The sequence below is a fragment of the Sulfidibacter corallicola genome, assembly GCF_017498545.1.
Taxonomy (GTDB): domain Bacteria; phylum Acidobacteriota; class Holophagae; order Acanthopleuribacterales; family Acanthopleuribacteraceae; genus Sulfidibacter; species Sulfidibacter corallicola.
The window spans coordinates 1,925,084-1,945,588 of sequence record NZ_CP071793.1; the positions used below are offsets into that span (position 1 = coordinate 1,925,084).

A 20,505-nucleotide genomic window follows, 5' to 3' on the forward strand; every position below is an offset into this window, starting at 1 on the left:
ATTATTTATGATACCTTTTTCGCGCTTTTGGCGCCCGTTTCCAGGGGGCGGTATTCTCGGCCACTGCCACTCTCCGCAGATGTCAGGGCTGCGGGATTTCATTTGTTAGAGGTGTTTGATGGTTCTATTTTCTCGAGGATCGCGTTGGTCCTTATGCTTCTTCGTCGTGCTCTGGGCGACCTCCGCTCTAACGGCACAGGATCCGGAATGGACCTGCGATCAATGGCAGGTGCTCAATTTTTCCGGGGATGGATTAGACATCGCCCAGGGTGCCCAGGGCTACGTGCTCGTGGGCAAGGAAAGCGGGCGCGGAAAAATTTGGTTCAGCGAAGATGGGATTCATTGGGGCAACCCGGTTTTCGATCATGGGAACAATATTGACGAGGTCGTTTACAACGGAAAGGCTTTTGTCGCGCGTGCCACCGATCAATTGATGGTCAGTGAAGACGGCCGCACCTGGAGCGTGGCGGCCGAAGCGAGCGTGTTCGCAGATCTGGAGGCCCGACCCGACGGTTTCCTGGCCGTCGGTTTAAACCTTGTCTGGACGGCCGGAGAAGATGGCCGAGAGTGGCGGGTGTCGGCCGAATTAGGTCAATTAAAATTTCTGAACTCGATCGCTGTCAGCGCCACAACCATGGTCGCCTACAACGACGCAGGATCCGTCTTTACCAGCACGGATGGTGTCACCTGGCAGGAAACGGATTTATCCGGTGAATCGATCGGTGGGAATTTTGGCTGGCTACTCTGGAACGGCGAGCGTTTCGTGGGGGTCACCGAATCGAAGGTATTCACCAGCGAAGATGGACTCGATTGGTCGGTGAGCGATGCTTCCATCCGTTTTTTCGGCCCTTTGATTTGGGACGGAACCCGCTACGCTCATTTGAGTTCTGAGGGCGTATATTTAAGTGATGATGCCCTGCTATGGGAACACCAAACCCTGCTCCGCAACAGTTCGGCCCAACTGAAGGGGCTCCGTCACCAGAACGGCACCTATCGGGCGACCGGTGAAAACGGTCTCCTGTTTCATAGCCAAGACGGCGAAGCTTGGCACCGGACGGCACCCAATGACCTGAGCATCACCTGGGCGCAGACGGCCGGTGACCGGTTCTTCGCCTATTCGTGGCCATCTCTATTCACGACTCTCGACGGGTTGAACTGGCAGGAAATCGCTGGCTGCGAAGAGCAAAGCTCCTACCGTTTTCACGTGGTGACCGACGGGAACGGCAGTTTCCTGATCGGTTTCAACCATGTGTTGTATTTTTCGGAAGACGGCCTGCATTGGGAATGTCAGCAAATTGCGGATGCCAGCCATCGCCAGGTGTATTTCTTCGAGGGACGTTGGTTCGTCACGGACAGTGCCGGCAAATTGCTGGTATCCGCTGACGGCCGTAATTGGACCGCTTCGGAATTGAGTGACTCCGATTGTTGGCTCTACACCGCCGATGGTCGGATTTTCGCTGCCTGCGAGAATGGCAGTTTTGTCAGCGAGGACGGCCTGGATTGGGCACCGAGCGCCTTTCGCGGCTCGGCGCTGGGCTACCACGTCACCAACGGTTCCACCACTCTGGGCAGCGAGCGCAATCGGCTGACTACCAGTAGGGATGGCGTGACCTGGTCTCCGGAGTATTCGATCCCGAGTGACGATTCGACTGGGGCCCCACACTACCTGGCCAGACTCGGCGACGGATTCGTGTATCACACGCCGTGGCGGGAAACGACGATGCGCTTCAGTTGGGACGGTCTTTTTTGGCAATCCTTCGCCATGGACTCCGTGCCGTTCGAACCCCACGCCATTCATCAGATCGGCGAGGTCGTCCTCGCCAACCATCCCTTCTTCGGAATTGCCGTCGGGTCATGCAGCCAGGTGGGTACACCGCCAACCCTGCCCCAGGCGGTCATTCCCTGGGTGGTCGAAAACCCACAATGGTCGAGCCGGGTCAGCTTTCTGAATCTCGATACCGATGCCATCGATGCTCGTTTGACGGCCGTCACCCGTGAAGGCGTGCGCCGTGAAACTCGGTTGACGTTGCCGCCTCAGTCAGTGGTGGCCAAATCGGCCGGTGACCTGTTCCCCGAGCTCAGCGGCTACAGCTTGAGCCTCGAGACCGCCTCGACGGAGGTTCTCACCTCCTTTTTGACCTTTAACAAAGAAGCGATTTCCGGTGGTGCTTCGCCTTCCCAGACGACAGGCTGGGCCAGAGACACCTGGTCGCCCGCGATCACCTTCGGTTATCTGCCCGATGACGGCATCTACGCTTTGGTGTTGGCCGCTCCCGAGGCCACCCAATCCGACACCGAGGTCCAGTTGGCCATTCGTGGCGAGGATCCGGATCAGGAAACCGTGATCACGGTTCAACTGACCAAGGATCAACCGCGCGTTCTTCAAGCGGCCGATCTTTTCCCCAATGGCGTTCTCGAAGGTCCGGTTTCGGTCAAGGCGACCAGTATGAATGGCGCCTTGCTGGTGGGAACGACTTTCGTCTTCGACGAACACCGGCAGCCCTCGATGGCGGCGGCGATTCCCGTGGAGGTGTGGCCATGAACCACCTTTTGCGTTGCCCATCGACGGCATCAAATCCCGGTTCGATCATGTTTCAAGGAGACTCTCGAATGCCTTTGCGCACGATTCGGCAATCGCTGCTGATCTCGTTCTCGTTAGCTTTGTTCGTGGTGGCCACAGGCTCCGCCGCCCTCGCTGGTGCCGGTGAGCGAGCGATTCAAATCGACGATCTCGCCAGGCCGAGGTGGGATGGTGGTGTCATCCACCAAAATCGTCAGGTGTATTCGGCCGGGAAAAATCTCTATGTCGCCGAGGAAGATGGAACCCAGATACTTCTGTGGCCCAGCACCACTGAGATCGGCTTGGATGACGGCGGCTGGAGACACCTGGTCAGCAACGATCGCGAATTGCTGGCACTCGACGGACGGGGCCGGTTGTTTCGCAGCGAAGACCTCCAGGCCTGGCGGCAAATGGGGTTCGATGTTCCGGTTGCGGGTCTCGTATGGACCGGCGATCGATGGTGGGTGGTTCTCAGAGAGTATCGTTATTCCGTTTACTCCAGTGAAGATGGTCTTACCTGGACCAAACGCGCCGAAATCGATACCAATATTCCCCTCCAGGGCATGGTCCACACCACCGGCGGCTTCCTCGTGCGAGATGCTAATTCTATTTTTCACTCGCAAGACGGTACGCTGTGGACCGAACTTCCCAATAACACCGTGCTGCCGGACTCGTCGATTTATATCCTTGACATGACCACTTTCGGCGACCGCTACATCCTGTACGGCAGTGAAGGCACGATCCTTTCCAGTACCGACGCCCGCAATTGGGACCCGGCGACAACCCCCGGCACGGCCGTGATCGAACAGGTGGCCACCAGCGGGAACCGGCTGCTGGCGCGCGACAGATCGGGGGCCCTGATCACAAGCTCGGACGGTCTTCAATGGCAGCTTGCGGAAGTCGACGCCGTATGGGACGAAGACGTGGATTCTCAGCTCTTTTGGAGCGGTCGCGCCTTTTATCTGGCGCTCGAGAGGAACGAGATCTCGATCAGCGAAGACGGCACGACCTGGCGCAAGGAACCCCTGTTTGGGGACCAAGCTTTTTCGGACGCGTTACACCATGACGGCCTGACTCTGGTCGCCGGCGAGTACGGGCTGGTCCTCGACGACGAGCAAAGCTCCTGGACTTTCCTCGATTGGGCCGAACTCGGCTTGTATAACGACCGCAGGACGGGCGTTCTCTATTGGACCGGCCGCCGATTCGCCTTGAACCGGTTGGGCATCCACCTTTCCTCGAATGGAAGAGATTGGGTATCCCTCGACAATCCCACCCAATACTCTCTGGATGGACTCGCCGAAAACGAGACGACCCTGGTCGTGGTGGATCGTTTCGGGGAGATCTGGACTCGTCGCGACGGCGGCGAATTCGAAAACACCTTTTCGTGGGAATCCGGCTTCTTGTCCAATCCCGTTTGGGACGGATCCCGCTTTCTGGTGTTCACCCGGGAGGGATCGCTGACCAGCGTCGATGGTACGGATTGGCAGATGAACCCGATGGAAGGACTGACGTCCGGTGTCCATCTTGCGTACGGCAACGGGACTTACGTCGCGGCGAGCAGCGGCGGGGCCGTGATGATCAGTCAGGATGGCTTGATCTGGGAGAAACGTCCTCGGGCAAAGAATACGGGCTTCGAAGAGTTTTGCTGGAATGACGGTCGGTTCCTGGGCTATTTCATCAGGAACCGGGGGTTTCAGGACTTTTGGGTCAGTGGGGACGGTCGCCAATGGACGCAGCACCGACTGCCGGGTGGCGACTCGGGACTTGCGATGATTCAATGGGCTGGAACTGCACTGGTTGTCGGCGAAGGCGGCATGATTCGACGTTACCTTCGTGATTATTCCGCCGAAATACCGCAAGTTCGCCCGCATCAGGTCATTTCTTGGGTCGTCGACAACGACCAATGGCAATCGCGAATCGCGTTCACCAATCAGGACTCGCAAACCCAGGATGTACTTCTTCGGGCAGTTGCGGTCGACGGTACTTTGGCTGAGCGGTGGGTGACCGTACCGGCGCACGCCACCAGGCACGACCTTGCCGGAGAATTGTTCCCGGGGATGAGTGGTTATGCGCTGCACATTTTGACCGCCACCGACCACGTGTTGGGTTCGTTCCTGACCATTAACCGCGAAGAGGTTTCGGGTGGTGCTTCGCCTTCTCAGACCCAGGCTCAACGGGTAGACCGGTTGACGTCCCGTTTGGCGTTCCCCTATCTGCCAGGAGATCAGATTCCCGCGGTGGTCCTCGTGGCCGATCGCGAGGACGGTGGCGAGACGGCTGTGCAGTTCGCCCTCTACGGAGAGGATGGAACGGTAATCGCCACGCGGGATATTTTGTTGACCGGCAACCAACCCAAAGCCTGGTTGGCGAGTGAGTTGTTCTCGGAGCTGACGTTGCCGGCCCACGCAGCCATCGTCGCCACCACTGAGGCCGACACGTCGATCTCGGGAACCACTTTTGTATTCAACCACTTGCGGCAGCCGTCGATGGCCGCCGCTATCCCGTTGCCCAACCCTTAGGAACATGGGACATCCGTCCGCATAAACATTGAAGAGGCGAAGCGGAACGCCGTTTCGCCTCTTTCGTAGGCTCGGGGTCGGATACGGATTGGGTGTCGCTACTTCTTGAAGACGTCGCCGCAGAGTTCGTTGATGTCGGTCAACAATGCCTGGCGGTTGCCCTCGAAGTTTTTTGGGTGGTTTTGCGGTTTGAATTTGAACAGCCGGGTCTGCATCCTGCCCCAGATCAGGCCCAGCATTTTCACCAATTGGTGGTCGCTGTTCTTGGCCTGTTCCAGCAGGGCCAGCACCGTCATGTAGGATGCCTTCTGGCGAATGGACAGCGACTTGACCAGGTTCAGGGTATGGCACAGCAACTGACACTCGGCCTCGAAGATTTCCTTGCTGTTCTTGAGGATCGCCGTGCGCAGCGGTAGCGAAATGAAGCGCTTGTCCTGAAACAACTTATAGGCTTTGTTGTTGAGGTACTGGGTGATTTCCTTGGAGACCGAGATGTCCTTTTTGCGGGCCTTCTCGAACAGGCTGTTCATCAGGCCGGTCTTCAGGTTGTAGGCCACGCAGAAGCGCTTGATGTCCTCCATGGTCACCGTATCGATGAACTCGTAGACCTGTTTCAGCCGGTCGAGATCGTTGATGTTGAGCGTGACTTCCAGGTGGTCGGTCGATTTCTTCGCACCGAACTTGTTCTGCAGTACCTTGACCCGCTTTTGGGCGGCGCTGATTCCTTCGAGCAGTTGGTCCAAATCCGAAAAGTTGAGTTCCAGATCGCGGTGCAGGTCGCGAATCAATTCCGGCGAGATGCTTTCGTTCTGCTCCATCTGCTTCAGTTTCTTGAAGGCCTCGCCGCCGGGTTTGGTAATGCGCTGGGCCTCGATTACCTGGGCTTCCAGGGTGTTGAGGCCCTTCATCAATTGCTCGCCTTCCTGGTCGTTGGCCAATCGGGGCGCCATGCTCATCATGCTTTCCAGCAGGGATCGCAGCGAGTCCGCGTTGCAGTCGGAAAGGCCGAATACCTCGAACCGCAGGCGTTTCGGCTGAATCTTGCCGCTGCTCAGGCGTTCGCGCAACTCGGCGCGGGCCTTGTCCGTGATCGCCTGAATGCGCTCGCCGTTGGCCAGCAGGAACTCTTCCTTCTGTTTGTATTCGTCTTTCTTGAGATCCTTCTCCCAGTCGTGGAGCGCCTGGAGCAGGTGCTCGGTGCGGGGCACCGCTTCGATCTCCTGGAGGAGTTGATCCAGGTGCAGAATGCAGTCTTCCTCGTCCATCTTCAGCGCTTCGTTGAAATAGGACTCGAACACGTCGCCGTCGATCGATCGGTATTCCAGCTTTTTCAAGTTCAACAGCATGGTCTCGATGACCACCGAAATACAGACGTCCAAGGTTTTTTCGGGCACGCCCACGTAGGAGATCAGGCGGTAGACGTCCAACAGGTAGCCTTCGACCTTGACCCGCATGTTCTCCAACTGCTCTTCCATACCGTAGAGTTGGAGCACCTTGTTTTCATAGTCGCTGAAGTCCGTATAGGCGTCGCGTACCTTCTTGTGGAACTCGATGTTGTTGATCGAGATGCGGTCGATGAATTCGATGATCTCGGTGCGGGCCTGTTCCAGTTCGCTCAGCAGTTCCGCGTTCGGGTTGTCGAGCTTGGTCTCGATGTTGTTGACCCGCTTGACGATGCCGTCGATGCTGAGCTTGCCCAATTCGCTTTCGGTAGATTTGAGCGCTTCGTCGCGATCGCCGGCGTGGCCCGACTTGATGGCCTCGATCACCTTCTCGAGGCGTTCCGGCAGCGCGATACGGTCGTTTTCTTCCTTGAGTTTGTGCAGGGTTTCGTAGATCTCCATGATCAATTCCTGCAACTTGATCTTGTTTTCGCGAACCCAGGTCTCGGCCTCGTCGCGCTCGCGAATGCTGAGCATGCCGTTCTTGAAATCGGTCTCGATGGCGACCGCCACCTCCCCGTCGGGCGTGGTGGAATCCTTGATCTTGTGTTCCAGATCGAAGAACAGGTTGGAAAGTTGGGTGGCCTGGACCTTGGGGAGATTGATCTCGACCAGGAAGCGGTCTTTCTGGGCGCGCAGGCGCTCGGCGTCGTAACTGATGCGGATCATGGGATAGGTGACCCGCTTGATCTGATGCTCGATCTTCTCTTCGGAAGTGAATGATTTGACGAAATCTTCCCCGCGGGGCAGGGTGGCGCCCAGCGAATACCACGACCTGTGCACGTCGATGGCCGAGTTGTCGCGCGGGAATTGGAGGCCGGACAGGTCCTCCATGGCGTCGAGAATCTTGTTGGTGGCGTTGTCCAGCATTTGGAAGCCGTTGTTGATCAGGCTGTGTAGCGCCTTGGCGTTGCCCTTGAATTTCGACTTCTTCAGCCAAGCCATCGCCTCGCCGTGGCGTTGGTGGTGGGGGTCGCGCAGAATGCGGTCCACGAACAGCAGTTCGAAGCGTACCCGCGAGGGCACGTGCAGCGCCTGCATCAGGATGTCCAGCTTGCGACCGCCGCCGCGCACCATTTCCGACATGCGTTGGTAGCGGCCGATTTCCTCCATGCACATGCGGATCTTCTGGCTCACGTCGAAGGCGGTCATGTTGACCACTTTCTCCATGGCCTGCTCGCGTTCCAGACGACCCAGGACGCGTCGGTGATTGCCCATCAGATAGCGTTTGATGCGCTTGAGCACCAACAGCGTGGGTTTGCGGAAGTGGCTGTAGAGTTGGGGCACGTACTCGATGTCGCAGGCGATCGGGTTGTCGACGCTTTTCAACTCATAGTAGAGCAGGTGGCCGGTCTGGCTTTGCAGCTCTTCCGGGTCGATGTTGCGGAGCTTGCCCATGGGACAGGCGTTGATGGCCGCGACGATATCCACCATGGTGGCGACATAGGCCTTGGCGTTGCGCGTCTGGAAGATGGTGTAGTCTTGGCAAAGCTCGGAAACCGAATGGATGTCCACCGACTTGTTTTGGCTGGCTGGCTCTTGGCCCATAGGATACATCTTCCTGAGTTCTTAATTGTCGAAAATCAAGTCGGCCAAGGCCCGACTAGCGATTCCGGCGAACGGCAGACCGTGGCGGGGCGATACTTCTGGTGTCGCGAGGGGGAAAAAACCGCCGCAAGCGTTCAAATGCTCGTTTGATCCGGGTACTTGAAAATTCTAGATCATTCGGCCGCAAGTTGCTAGCCCGCATTTCTGAAGAGTTTTGGCGGATGGCACCTGGATTTGAAAGCGAAAAATGCTGTAAACAATAGGTTTACCGAATGGGTGACGGATGTGCTTCGTCGGTTCGGAAGATGTGGCGCCGTCTCCCGGGCCGAAACGGTGAATCGGTGCTCACCAGCCGGAGGAATTACCGGATCTAGGATGCGACCGAGTGTCGCCGCGGAGCGCCTAACCGAAGGGGAGGATCGGCGCCAGGGCGCGTTCTCCCAGCAAGGCTGCCGTCAGGCGGTCGACGCCGAGGGCGATGCCCGCGGCGGGCGGCAATCCGCCGGCCAGCGCTGCCAGGAAATCTTCGTCGCAAGCGTAGACTACCTTGTCCAATGCGGCGCGATGGGCGCGATCGGCTTCGAATCGAGCCCGCTGTTCGTCGGCATCGGTCAGTTCGTAGAATGCGTTGGCCAATTCGATGCCGCCGTGCACGTACAGCTCGAACCGATAACAGGTCGGCAGTTCGCCGGGGCGTTGCGGCGCTTTTTTGGCCAGGGCCGCTTGGGATGCCGGGTAGTCCGTGACGATGGTGGGCGCGTCCAGGCCCAGCTTCGGCTCGATGAAATTAAGGAATAACAGAAAGTAGAGCGTGTCCCAATCGTCTTCGGGATCCCAACTCATGCCTTTGTGTTCGAGACAGGCGCGCAGCGGCGCCGGATCGGTGTGATCGGTCAGGTTCAGGCCCAGGTATTCGCGGAACAGGGAGACGCTGCGTACGATTTTGGGTGGGCGTCGGAAATATTCTGGATCCGTGGAAAGTGGCGCCAGGTGGGTCAGCAGGCTGCCCAGGTCGTCGACCAGGTGACCCAGATCGGCGAAGAGCCGATACCACTCGAGCATCAGGAACTCTTCGCGGTGTTGGGTGCCTTTGTCGCCGGCGCGAAAGCAGGGGGCGATTTGAAAGATCGGGTCGAAGCCGGCGGCCAGCAGCCGTTTCATGTGCAGCTCGGGCGAAGTGCGCAGGAATCGATCGCCCGCCGCGAAGGTATCCAGGTACGGTTCCATGCCCGGGCAAGGCACCCGTACGGGGGTGTCGGTTTCCAGGAAGCCCGCGTTCAGGAACCAGCGCCGGATCTCCTGGTGGATGCGCCAGCGCCGCAGGTAGCGCTCGCGATATCGCAGGTGTCGCTCCGTTTCGCCCCGAGCCGCGATGGGGCGACAATAGAGGCGCCGGGTGCCGTCTCGACCGAAATGGAAGGCGGCCCAATAGCGGATGTCGGAAGCCAAATCGGCCACCCATTCCGGTGCCAATTCCAGGGTGGCGCTGGTGTCGTGAAGGTGGGCCTCTCCCTCGTTCGACCACTCCAGAAGACCGGCGACCGTGCCGTGTCCGGATTCAAAAAAAGCCGCAATCGAGATGCGGCTTTTAAAGGTACCTATCCATTCGGGCAAGATCAGCGGCCTTCTGGGCGTTTGCAGCGTTCCACGTAGTCCCCGGTGCGGGTATCGATGCGAATCCACTCGTTCTGATCCACGAAGAGCGGCACGTTCAGGCGATAGCCCGAGCTGACGATGGCCGGCTTCATCGTGTTGGTGGCCGAGTTGCCCTTGATGCCGGGTTCGCACTCGGTGATTTCCAGCTCCACGAAATTCGGGACCTCGACGCCGATCGGCATCTCGTTGAAGAAGGAGACGCTGACGATCATGTTCTCGTAGAGGTAGTTCACCGCATCGCCCAGCGTTTCGCGGGTGATGGCGACCTGGTCGTAGGTCTGCATGTTCATGAAGGTGAACTCGGTTCCGTCGTCGTAGAGGAACTGCATGTCGTTGTCGCTCACCGAGGCCGGCTTTGCGGTCTCGTTGCTTTTGAAGGTGCGCTCGACCGTGGAACCGGACATCAAATTCTTGAGCTTGGTGCGCACGAAACCCTGACCCTTGCCGGGACGCACGAAATCCACGTCCACCATGACGTATGGTTCGCCGTCGATTTCGATTTTCAAACGCTTTCTGAACTGATCCGTTTTGATCATTATGAATGAACCCTTATTCGTGTAGTTTTACAAAGCGGCGGGATTGGGGCGTGACCCCTCGGGTGCGGTCGTGACGAAGATACCGCTTTGTATCCGTTGAAGACCGCCAAATCTCAAAATCAAAAAAGTAGATTAACAAAAATGCCACGCGATTCCTACGCCGGAATGCCCTCGACGCCGATCTGGTGTCACTTCAGCGCACATCGCGATAGTGGGAGAGGTGCCCGTCGGGATGGCGGTAGCGGTAGCGGTGGCTGTCCAACCGCTCCAAATCGGGAACAGGGACCTTGCCGCTGCCGTCGGGCAGGTCGATGACGTAGCGGGGCAGGGCCTGGGGAAGATCGGCCAGCGATGCGCCGAGCCGCGCGAAGATCTCGCGCCCGCGATCGATCCGGACCCGGAACATGGCGTTGCCCGCGACGCGGTCGGGGTGGTGGATGTAATGGGGGCGGATGCCCAGGTGCCACAGCTCGCGCCAGAGCCGTTCCTGGGTGAGGGGGTCGTCGTTGATGCCGGCCAACAGGACCGTCTGGTTTTTCAGTTCGATGCCGTGGCGCGCGAACAGCCGCGCGATACGATGGCTCTCCTCGGTGATTTCGTGGGGATGATTGAAATGGGTCACGACGCGCAACGGCAAGTCCTGGCCGAGGCCGGCGACCAGGGTTTCGTCCACGCGGGCAGGATAGTGGACCGGCGCGCGGGTATGGATGCGCCAGCGTTTGACGCTTGGGATCCGGGCGAAGCGGTCGCGCAACGCGAACAACTGCCGGTTGGAGAGCGTCAGCGGATCGCCGCCGGAAAGAATCGGTTCTTCGATCGCGGGATGGGCTTCGAGAAAGGCGAAAATGCGCGCCCAATCGGCGTCGTCGGGTTCCATCGCCTTGGCGACGGGCTCCTCGCGACGGAAACAGAAACGACAGTAGAAATGGCATTTTTTGGTGGTCAGGATGATGACGCGATCCGGGTGTTTCTGCACGACGAAGGGCACCGGCCGCTTGGCCTGATCCGAAATCGGATCGGCAATGTCGCCGGGGTCTTCGATCAATTCGCTGGGATCGGGTTTGCCGAGACGCGCGACGGGTCCGTCGTTGCCGTGTCGGACGGCCAGATCCAGGTAGTACTTGGGCCACTGCACCGGAAATCGGCGGCGCGCCCGATCCAGCAGCGCCGGGTCGACATCGAGGTCCTCGGCGATGCGCACCCGGGAGGCGAACCCGTGGGGTACCGGTTCCGACGATCTCGGATCCTTCTTCGGCGAGTGCCCGTCCTCTTCCATCGGTCGGCCGAGCGCGTCACCCGAAGTATCGCGCGGTGTCCGTTCCTCGGTTGTGGTCGGAACGGTTTGGGAAAGGATCGATCGGGCGGGAGATGGCATACTGAAACCCTTGGCGAGACGGCCTTGCTGGGCGCCCATTGTACGCGATCTCGGTCATGGCGCCAAAGCTTTCCAGGATACGGGGCTTCGCTGCATGAGCCGACATCCCGAACCCTGCGTGGTTCGCTCTCTGTCAACGCGCCTAACCCTTGCAGCCGAGGGGGTGGCGCGGCTGAAATCGTGAGAGCGAATCAATAATGGCATCGAATCGACACCGCTCGGGCTAGAATATTCTTTGAGTCGGATCCTTGGAAACGTCTTTTCCGGCAGACTGCGCCGTGGATCGACGCCCCACGACGAGGGTGTGGCGATCGGTGTTGCCGGTGGTTTTCAGGGCGGGCTTTCGATCCCCGCGGGTCGACGAGGCGGGTGCCGTCGTCGGGCGTAGGTTGGGCGGGTGATCGTCGCGACCGGTGTTGGGTGCCACCACCGGCCGAGCTAAAAAATGAAGACGTTGGGGAGGTTGCCATGAAGGTTGGATCGAAATCGGGATCGGCCGAATCGAGACCTCTCGCAACGGGTGCGCCACGCCGGCCTGCATCGGCACCGCCGAAACGCGAATCGCCCCCGGCAGCGGAACCCTTCGAGGGCCACACCCGCGCCGCCGGCGATGCGTTGCGGGCACTGGTCCGCGATCTGTACGCCGATCGCTTCGGCCGGGCCCGTCACAGCGAAGAGCCCTGGGAGTTGGACATCAAGCTTCGGGTCGATCCGAGCCGGGACTGGCAGGTCCAGTTCGAGCCCGACCTGGTGGGGCAGTTGGTCCAGCAGTTCGAGCGCCTCGAAGCGCGCGTCGGCCAATTCACCCAGGGGCGGATCTACTGCTTCCAATGCGGTGAAAGCGAATGCGAGCACGCGCTACCGCGATCGCCGTTGGAAGTGTTCGACGGGTACGATCCGGTGGGTTGCCCGCGTTGGGCCGAGATGGCCCAATTCCTCTTGGACTTGAAGGACGAGCGGGTGGGCGAATTGTTCGACAGCCAGCCCCGCATTCTGACCCGTCAGGTTTCCGGTCGCGAGTTGCGCGAGCGCCAGTTGTCCAGTTTCGGGCGCGGTTCCAAAACCTATGCGTTGCTGGGGCAGGTGGTCGTCGGCTACCTGAGCTGGGTCGATCGCGATTCGCCGGACGAGCGCCAACGCCTCGCCGTGACCTATCAGGCGGTGGAAACGCGGGCGCTTTCCGGGCATTCCTGTCTCGACCTCAACACCCTGTTCTGGCGGGGCGACGCGAAGATCGAAGACATCGTCTTCGAGCGGTTCGGTTGGCTCGAACGCGCCGCTCGCAAGGCGACCGAGTCGTTGAAGGGCCTGGAGGCCGAGGTGACGCGGCTGCGCAGTGCGGGCCGCGGCAACGAGGCCCGTCGCTGCATGCGGCGCGTGCCGGACATTCTGCGTACCCTCGCGGCGGACGTACAGCAGGGCCACCGCCAGTCCAAGCGCCGCACGCGCCACGCCCAGGTCCGCCGGGTGGAGCAACGTCCGGTGGACAAGGCCATGGCCGATTTGGAACGCGCCAAGTTCAACCACATGTTCCGCGACACCAAGAAAGATTCCTTCGTCCTGCGCGGCGAACGCGGCCGCTGCCACGTCTTCAACGGGGAGGGCCGGCACATCACCAGTTTCACCATCGGCGACGAAGCGACCCGCATACGCGTCCGCAAGAAGCGCTGGGTGCCCCTCCTGAAGCGCGAATTCGAAGACTTGATGGATCGTTTCTACCGGGAGCGAGCGGGCGAAGAGTGAGCGCCCTGAAAAATTATCTGGACCTGGCGGTCGGTTACTTTTCAACCTGAAGCGTGCGATTCGGATGGAGGCGATGATGCGAGGTGTCGCCGAACGAATCGATGGTGATTTTTTTCCCGAATGGGACCGGTTCAAACCGGGCATCGTTCCGATCGGTTTCGAACACCTCGCCAAATTTGCAGTCGGGCAATCCGGATTCGGATGGGCATGACCGTCCGGAATCCATGGAATCGGGCACGCCCAACTTTCGAGCCTTGGCGTTGTGTTCATACTGCTGCGCAATCATTTGAAAGTAAAAAGCTTAGCGGATCACACCCGCTTCATTGACAGGTCACCTCGAGTCCACTTCCCGATCGGCCTGATCGACGATAGCCTGTTGATGCGCCTCGGCGAAGCATTCCCATCCGGTTGATGCAACTTCATCTGTTTGGCAGTGCTTCAAACCAGGGATCGCATTGTTTTCGTGTCTTCCCATGCGCATCCCCGCTTGGCCGACTTCATGGAGCCACGGACCGGCGGCTGTCGATTGGCACAGCCGATTGAGGCCGTCGAAACCCGATGCGCCTTTCCCGGGACAGGTCCCAGAGGACATGTCGATCGGGAAGGCTTGAGTTGTTCCAGCGGACCACCCATTCAACCGGCAACTCACTTCCCGTCGGGCCCAACCGTCCCTGAACGGGAAGCGACAATCTCATTACCAAAATGGAGAAAAATCATGAAAAAAATCAGATTCACCTTATTGCTCCTCGCCTTTTCCATGGTCCTGCCCTTTGCCTTCAGTGCCCAGGCCGCGACCAGTCAAAGCAAGGCCGCGCAAGCAGATCCCGCCTGCGTGACAAACTGCATCAAAGCTTGTATGGATCTTTATCGCAATGACCCTGATATGTTGAATGCATGTGGGATTGGATGTTTGATCGGGTGCGAAATCCGGGATTGAGCACGAGCCACCTTGCACGATTGCATCCACTCGAATCGCACACTTTGGGTTCCAACGTACGCGATTTGGGTGGAGGCGACCGAACGATCGCCCCTCGGCTCCCATGTTGACGTGAAGCGCGTGAGTTCGGCTGGACCCCTGCCCCACCGAAAATCGCCCACTTAGGGTTTTCGCACCCATGGCGCTCGATTGGATTTCGATCGACGCCGCTCGATGCGCGAGCCGCAGTCCACCTGCGGCTCGCCTTTCTCATGCCGATCAAACTTGATCGAGAGAGGTTTTCATGATTCTGGCCATGCTCTTCCTGTGCTCCCAATACCCCAAAATCGAATTGGATTCCCTTTCCGTTTTTTCCGTGAGGCAATGCCTGCTGTTCAAGGTGCGCCAAAATATCCTGATCGTAGACAACGGCGAAAACCGACTGCTGTTGATCGCACCCGATGGCAGGAAAGTGGCGGAATACGACCGCGAGGGCGAAGGCCCCTACGACCTGCAAAGACCCCAGGTCCTTGGGATTCGCGGCGACGAAATCTTTGTCCGGGCCAATAAGCGCACGGTTCTCGTTTTCGACCATCGACTCCAGCTTTTGAAACGCAGATTGCCGCCCTTGCCGGCAAGCCTCGCGCCCACGATCATTCAGGGTGTCCCAAACGGGCACGCAAACGGGAACGTCCCAAACGGGCACGTCCCAAACGGGCACGAGGGTTTTTTCCTGGCAAGGCTGGGATGGGAACCCACCCTGCTCGTCGAACTCCAACTGGACGATGACTGGCGGATCGCCGGCTCCTATTTCGAAGATCCGGAAAGCCCTCATTTTCATGAAAAGAAACGTTGTTTTCTCCAAAACGGGAAATACTTCGTGTGGCAGCCAAGGTTGAACCTGGCTGACACCCACTATCGGATCCACGTTTTCGAACGTCCCTCGGCCTCGTTGGCATTCAACGAGACCCTCACCGTGATCTTGGAGCAATCGGTGGAAGACTTCACGCCGTTGCGCCGAGATACCAACCTGCACAGCATCGTCAACGGCGTGATGGAAACGCCGGAAGGGTTCTTGGTGGAATTGGCCGCCAATCGCGAAGGCACCGTGCGGCACCCCGGCGGCAATCAGTTTTTTTGGGACTATTTCTCCAAACGCGGTGAATTCCTGCGGCGCGTCTTTGTAGACGGAAAGCATTTGGAACCAGTCGGGAACAGCAGGGAAATATACGTGTTTCACACACCGGAACAAGGCGAAGACTACCTTCAGCGCCTGTATTGATCCCCGCGCCTCTCCTTCGGTGCAACGGCCGTCAATTCACGGCATCTCGAATATGCAGAGATTGGAACAGCAAGAGTATCGCCTCGTCAATTGAAAATGCTCAAGTGCATGACAACTACATTCATTTCGTTAAAATGGTCTTCGCCAGAGAGGAGAAGACCATGGTGCCATCCGAATCAGAGCCCGGTTCTGTTCGTTTCGGTTTGTTTCGAGCCGATTTTCGAATGGGCGAATTATATAAAAACGGAATGAAGATCAAAATCCAGGAAAAACCACTGGCAGCGCTGAAGGTCTTGGTGACCTATGCTCCGGATCTGGTGACCCGCGAACAATTACGGTGCGCGCTATGGCCGGACGACACCCATATCGAAGTGAACTTGAGCCTCAATACCGCCATCAAAAAGTTGCGTGAAGCTTTGGGTGATGCCGCCAACAATCCTCGTTTCGTGGCGACGGTCCCGCGCCGAGGTTACAGGTTCCTCGCACCGGTGATCCATGAAGACGCTGTCGATTCTCGCCGACGGGATTCCCAATCCGACCAACTCGAGCGTAGCGCTCCTTCCACCACGGTCCAGTCATCGAGGGGCGATGCGGATTCTCTCCCGACGGATGGTTCGGCTCGACCTTCTCCCTGCGCGACATCAGCCGGACGAGCGCGACCGGCCGATCCTTCGATGATCTTGGCGACGGGTGCGCCACCCGCGGAGGCCTCATCCGGCCCGTCTCCGGCTGGGGCGATCGTCCCCGAGCCTCCTGTCCTGTCGGAAACCGCTCCGTCGTCCCTTTCGACCAGCAAATCGAGATCGGGCCGTTGGATCCTGGCGCCCATCTTGTTGCTGACGATCCTGGCCGGTTGGAGAATCTTTTCTCGGCCGGTGCCCAACCGTGATGTACCGATGCGTCCGAAGGCGTCTCAACCCAATCACGCCAACCCATCTCGCGCCCATTCGATCGAGGCGCAACCGGAGGTCGTGGTGAGCTTGTCGCCCATGCATGCCGTGGACGGCGCCGCCACGGATCGGGTACGCCACCGTCTCGCTGAGGAACTGTTGCGTCGCCTGACCCGATTGGCATCGAGGCACGAAAAGATTCGCCTACAGGCGTCGATGCCCATCCACGATGCCGGGTCCGATGTTCCGCTTTCGGAGGAAGCCCCCGCTCGACTGGGGTTGACCCATGTCTTGAGCGGCCGCATCCGCTCCGAGCCCCACCAGGATGTCGTGGTGATCCGACTCGTCGAATTGCGCGGCAATGTCGACGTGTTCTCGCGAACCTTTACCATTGCCGATGGCGCGGGTCCGGCACGTTTTCAACAGATCTCCGGTGCGGTGATCCTGGAGTTCCTGACGGGGCTCTTTCCCTCACCCAACCTGGAATCCCGGGCAGCGGCCTGCGCGATGAATCAGGAGGCTTGGGAAGCCTTTGAAAAGGGGTTGGTTCACTACGAGCGCCACACCGAAAGGGGTTATATTCAAAGTATCGAATATTTCCATAAGGCGACGGAGCTGGATCCGGGGTATGTGATCGCGTTCGCCTGTCTGGCGGACGCTTATTTGAGCGCAGTGGCGGTCGAGGGGATCGAAGCCCCGATCGCGGCTGCCGAAGCCGCTTTGAACGATGGGTTTGACCTGGCGCCCGGATTTTCCAGGCTGCACATCGTCAAGGGCACCCACTTGCTTTTGTCCGGAGCCCGGGAAGCGGCTGTCCAGTCCTTCCACCGTGGATTGGCGGCCGATCCAAATGACCTCGAAGGCTACTTGAGGTACGGTGCCTACCTTGCCTCGCGGGGCCGGTCGGCCGAAGCCATCGAGCAGGTCACCATCGCCCTGGAGCGCCAACCGGACTCGGCTCGGGTCCAGTACCTGGTCGCTCACGTCTACGACCTTGCGGATCAACGGGAAAAGAGCTTGGAACATGCGGACCTGGCCCTTGCCCTGGCCCCCAATTACCTTCCCGCCCTGCTTCGAAAAGGCTTTGTCTACCTGAAGCAGGGACGATTCGATCAGTGCATCCAAGTTCACCGGGAGGCGGCCGTCACCTCCTCCCGTTCCCCCGCCGTTCTGTTCAAACTGGGCAGGGCCTGCCTGCTGGCAAACCGTGACGAAGAAGCGATGCCCATCGTGGAAGAGCTGACCCATCTGGCCGAACAGGGCTACATCTCCCCAGCTTACGCCCATCGACTGTTGGCGGCCATGACCCCTGTCGACGACCCTTCGTTGAAAAGGTCACCGTTCCCGACAGTCGAGGGCGCCAACCGCATCGTCGTTTCGGAATTCACCCTCCGCTTACTCGGTGACCTGACGTTTTTGGGGAATTTTCACCTCCGGGAGACCTATGGACGCGAGCTGATGACCACCTCCGCAACCCTGTTCGAGGGGGAGGATTATTTCCTGATGATCGCTCTTTCGAGCCTGGATGACGGAGATCCGATCGTGTGGCCCCAGGTGAACCTGACCCCGGTCGAACTCGGTGGAAGAACCTGGTACGCCCGCTCAAGTAAACGCCAATTCCTTCCCAACCTGGCCGGCCGATTCCTGCCGATCCACCGCATCCTGGCTTTCCTGGGGCGGCCCCAAATAAATGAATTTCACACCGCGACCTATTACGCTCTTTCGGAGAACGCCAAGGTGGAATACCAAATCCGCTTCATGACGACCTACGACATGGAGGAGGAGCGGTCGAAGAGCCTCGCCATGGACGGCACCACCCTCGAAGCGCTGTTGAAAGACCACTTCGTGATGGAGTGAGTGAACCAAACCCGAATGGGTGGACCCTGGGTCAGGACCCGTAGGCACGTCCGAAAGAAGCGCTGGATGTGCCTCTCTTGGCGCGTGAATTCGAAGACTTGATGGGCTCGTTTCTACCAATCGCGAGCGGGCGAGGCGTGCTCGCGGATTCCGAGACCAGCGGTGGCGGATCGGAACTCCCGTGAAAATTACCGGGAAACCATGAAGGAAGGAACCCAGGAAGTGGGTCGGGGAGATGGCGCCTTGTGGTCGTTGCACGTCGCTTTCGGATGGCCGGCTTTGCCGCTTTCCTGGTTTCGGTTCTTCTCGGCTTCCCAATGAATCGACCGAAGATTGATTGCTGCACGTGGTGATCCGGACAGCCCTTGGTCTTGGTGCGGCCAGGGCATGTTGGCGGAAAAGAGCGATTTTGAAATGCGACCAGACATGCGTCTCGAGGTGTTTCGGCCTTGAACTCGGTTGCATTTTCCCTTTAGGATCTTCTATCGATAATTATCCGCTCGTGCGAGGTTTTCATTGCTTTCACTTTTGACACTTTTGGTATTTGTGCCTGGCGCAACCCTCAGTGGGAAGTTCGTTCTGCCGTCCGGGGAATGGACGGAGAAAGGCACGATTACCGTGACCACCTACCGTACCGACAACGCCGCGACGAAAACCTGGGAAGTCGAATCCAAAGACGGCAGTTTCAACCTGGACACCATCAGCGCCCCGCATTGGATTTACGCGAGTCATCCCGGGTATCGCGAGGCCAGCGTCTGGATTTCGGGATTCCCCCACGAGGACCTGGCCTTCGAAACCACCATGGTTGCCGAGGGGGAGAAAACGGCACCGATCACCAAGTCGATTCGGAACGCCGACATCCTGGTCATCAGCGACAAAAGCGTGGCGTTGTACCGCGACCTGGTCCGCGATCGTGATGTGCAATCGCTTCAGGGGAAGGCCCACGCCTACGTCGCGACCCTCGAAAACCCGCTCGATCGCATCTTGGCCAAGGCGGAACTGAACGCATATCTCGATCAACTTCAGCCGTTTCAAATTACCGCTGAGGAGTTTGACCGGATCAGGAAACACCCGCGCTACCTGGCCGCATCCCTGGAACTTTTGTTTGCACTCGCCCGCCACCTACACCCCGGTGACCCCGAGAAGATGCGAACCTTCGTCCAGGGTTATGAGGATCGAATCGTTCCCGGTTGGCAGGTCAACGTCAATTCTCGGCTCTTCGCCGAGTATTCCGCCACCCGGGATTGGACGGGTGCCAAGAGGCTGCTGAAGCACGCGATCACCCAATCCGAGGGCTCGGACTACGCAACTCATTTCGAAGCGGATCTGGTCGCGCTTTCCTGGCTGGGAAAAGAATGGCCCAAGAACGTGAAGATTGGCGTCGACGACCGCACCATTGTCTATTTGTTCAATGCCTGGTGCCCTGCCTGTGGCCTCAAAATCCGCAAAATGGAATCGATGGACGACGCGTTCAAAAAGGCCGGCATTACGTTGAGAATCGCGGCTGTCGATTTAACCGCGGAAGGGGTCGATCGGTACGTCAAGAAGATCAAAACCGGCCTACCGATTTTGCCCATGAAGGGTCTTGGTTTGGACAAGAGATTCGGCGTCAGCGTTCGCAAGTTTTTCTTTGTGGAAAACGGCAAGGTAAGCGAGGTCCACGATGCGTATTCGGCGGATTCGTTCCTAAGCCGCGTGACAAACGGCCCTGCTGGTGCCAATCAGCCCGTCAGGTGACGAATGGCGATCCTGTTTCGCCCGTGTCATCCGGGATCGCCGGGGCGGGGTCGGTGGGTCTATTGCGAGAAATTCACCGAGGAATGTTGGATTCTCACAATCCTTTCCGCGTTTTCCGCAAAAGCTGCGGAAAAACCTGTGGAAAAGGTTGTGGAAAACCGCTGAGGGCGTTGCAAACATAGGGCTGAAAGCACTTTTTACACAAAATTGTGCAACTTTGCAACATGTTGAAAACAAAGATGTTGGGATTGGGGGCTTCGGTTGGCGGTCGTGAAAACATTGGAAATCGACCCCTTGGGACTTGAAAATCCCCACATTTCAACAGGTCACGGAGTATTTTGACAAAATACCAACATGCTCCTGATCGTTTCGCGCTCGTTTTGGTGTCACACCACTGGAAACAGCGGTGTTGGGCCATGTCAGCAAAAAAAACCGGAACTCCTC

At 58.6% G+C, this 20,505-nt stretch carries 11 protein-coding genes and 1 pseudogene; 8 read left to right on the plus strand and 4 right to left on the minus strand.

Annotated elements, in window-relative coordinates; translation table 11 throughout:
- Positions 1-118: 118 nt before the first annotated feature.
- Entirely contained in the window at positions 119-2,542 is a 2,424-nt protein-coding gene (locus tag J3U87_RS05565; protein WP_237382042.1) for a beta propeller repeat protein, read from the plus strand.
- Positions 2,543-2,610: 68 nt separating this feature from the next.
- The gene (locus J3U87_RS05570; protein ID WP_237382043.1) at positions 2,611-5,079 is read left to right on the plus strand and encodes a DUF6242 domain-containing protein; all 2,469 of its coding nucleotides are present in this window, start codon (positions 2,611-2,613) and stop codon (positions 5,077-5,079) included.
- 98 nt (positions 5,080-5,177) lie between these two features.
- Here the strand turns inward: J3U87_RS05570 and J3U87_RS05575 are convergent, their stop codons facing one another.
- From J3U87_RS05575 to J3U87_RS05590, 4 genes are all read right to left on the minus strand, one after another.
- The gene (locus J3U87_RS05575; RefSeq protein WP_237382044.1) at positions 5,178-8,069 is read right to left on the minus strand and encodes a hypothetical protein; all 2,892 of its coding nucleotides are present in this window, start codon (positions 8,067-8,069) and stop codon (positions 5,178-5,180) included.
- A gap of 402 nt (positions 8,070-8,471) precedes the next feature.
- Positions 8,472-9,683 (minus strand): EF-P lysine aminoacylase EpmA, encoded by a 1,212-nt coding sequence (gene epmA / locus J3U87_RS05580; RefSeq protein ID WP_237382045.1) that lies wholly within the window; start codon positions 9,681-9,683, stop codon positions 8,472-8,474.
- 2 nt (positions 9,684-9,685) lie between these two features.
- The gene (gene efp, locus J3U87_RS05585) at positions 9,686-10,261 is read right to left on the minus strand and encodes an elongation factor P (protein WP_237382046.1); all 576 of its coding nucleotides are present in this window, start codon (positions 10,259-10,261) and stop codon (positions 9,686-9,688) included.
- A 193-nt stretch (positions 10,262-10,454) separates the two neighbouring features.
- Complete coding sequence (locus J3U87_RS05590) at positions 10,455-11,636, minus strand: KamA family radical SAM protein (RefSeq protein WP_237382047.1); 1,182 nt, start codon at positions 11,634-11,636, stop codon at positions 10,455-10,457.
- A gap of 468 nt (positions 11,637-12,104) precedes the next feature.
- Here J3U87_RS05590 and J3U87_RS05595 point away from each other — a divergent pair, with 468 nt between their 5' ends.
- The 6 genes and pseudogenes from J3U87_RS05595 to J3U87_RS05615 all read left to right on the plus strand — a co-directional run bounded on the left by J3U87_RS05595 (position 12,105) and on the right by J3U87_RS05615 (position 20,061).
- On the plus strand, positions 12,105-13,379 hold the full coding sequence (locus J3U87_RS05595; protein WP_237382048.1) for a hypothetical protein: 1,275 nt from the start codon (positions 12,105-12,107) through the stop codon (positions 13,377-13,379).
- Between the two features lie 715 nt (positions 13,380-14,094).
- Positions 14,095-14,316: a hypothetical protein gene (locus J3U87_RS05600; RefSeq protein ID WP_237382049.1), complete on the plus strand. Its 222-nt coding sequence runs from the start codon at positions 14,095-14,097 to the stop codon at positions 14,314-14,316.
- 283 nt (positions 14,317-14,599) lie between these two features.
- The gene (locus tag J3U87_RS05605) at positions 14,600-15,577 is read left to right on the plus strand and encodes an NHL repeat-containing protein (RefSeq protein WP_237382050.1); all 978 of its coding nucleotides are present in this window, start codon (positions 14,600-14,602) and stop codon (positions 15,575-15,577) included.
- A 248-nt stretch (positions 15,578-15,825) separates the two neighbouring features.
- A pseudogene (locus tag J3U87_RS35215) lies at positions 15,826-16,044 on the plus strand (winged helix-turn-helix domain-containing protein); the annotation flags it as partial.
- 507 nt (positions 16,045-16,551) lie between these two features.
- Positions 16,552-18,324: a tetratricopeptide repeat protein gene (locus J3U87_RS05610; RefSeq protein WP_237382051.1), complete on the plus strand. Its 1,773-nt coding sequence runs from the start codon at positions 16,552-16,554 to the stop codon at positions 18,322-18,324.
- A 618-nt stretch (positions 18,325-18,942) separates the two neighbouring features.
- Entirely contained in the window at positions 18,943-20,061 is a 1,119-nt protein-coding gene (locus J3U87_RS05615) for a hypothetical protein (RefSeq protein ID WP_237382052.1), read from the plus strand.
- Positions 20,062-20,505: the final 444 nt, after the last annotated feature.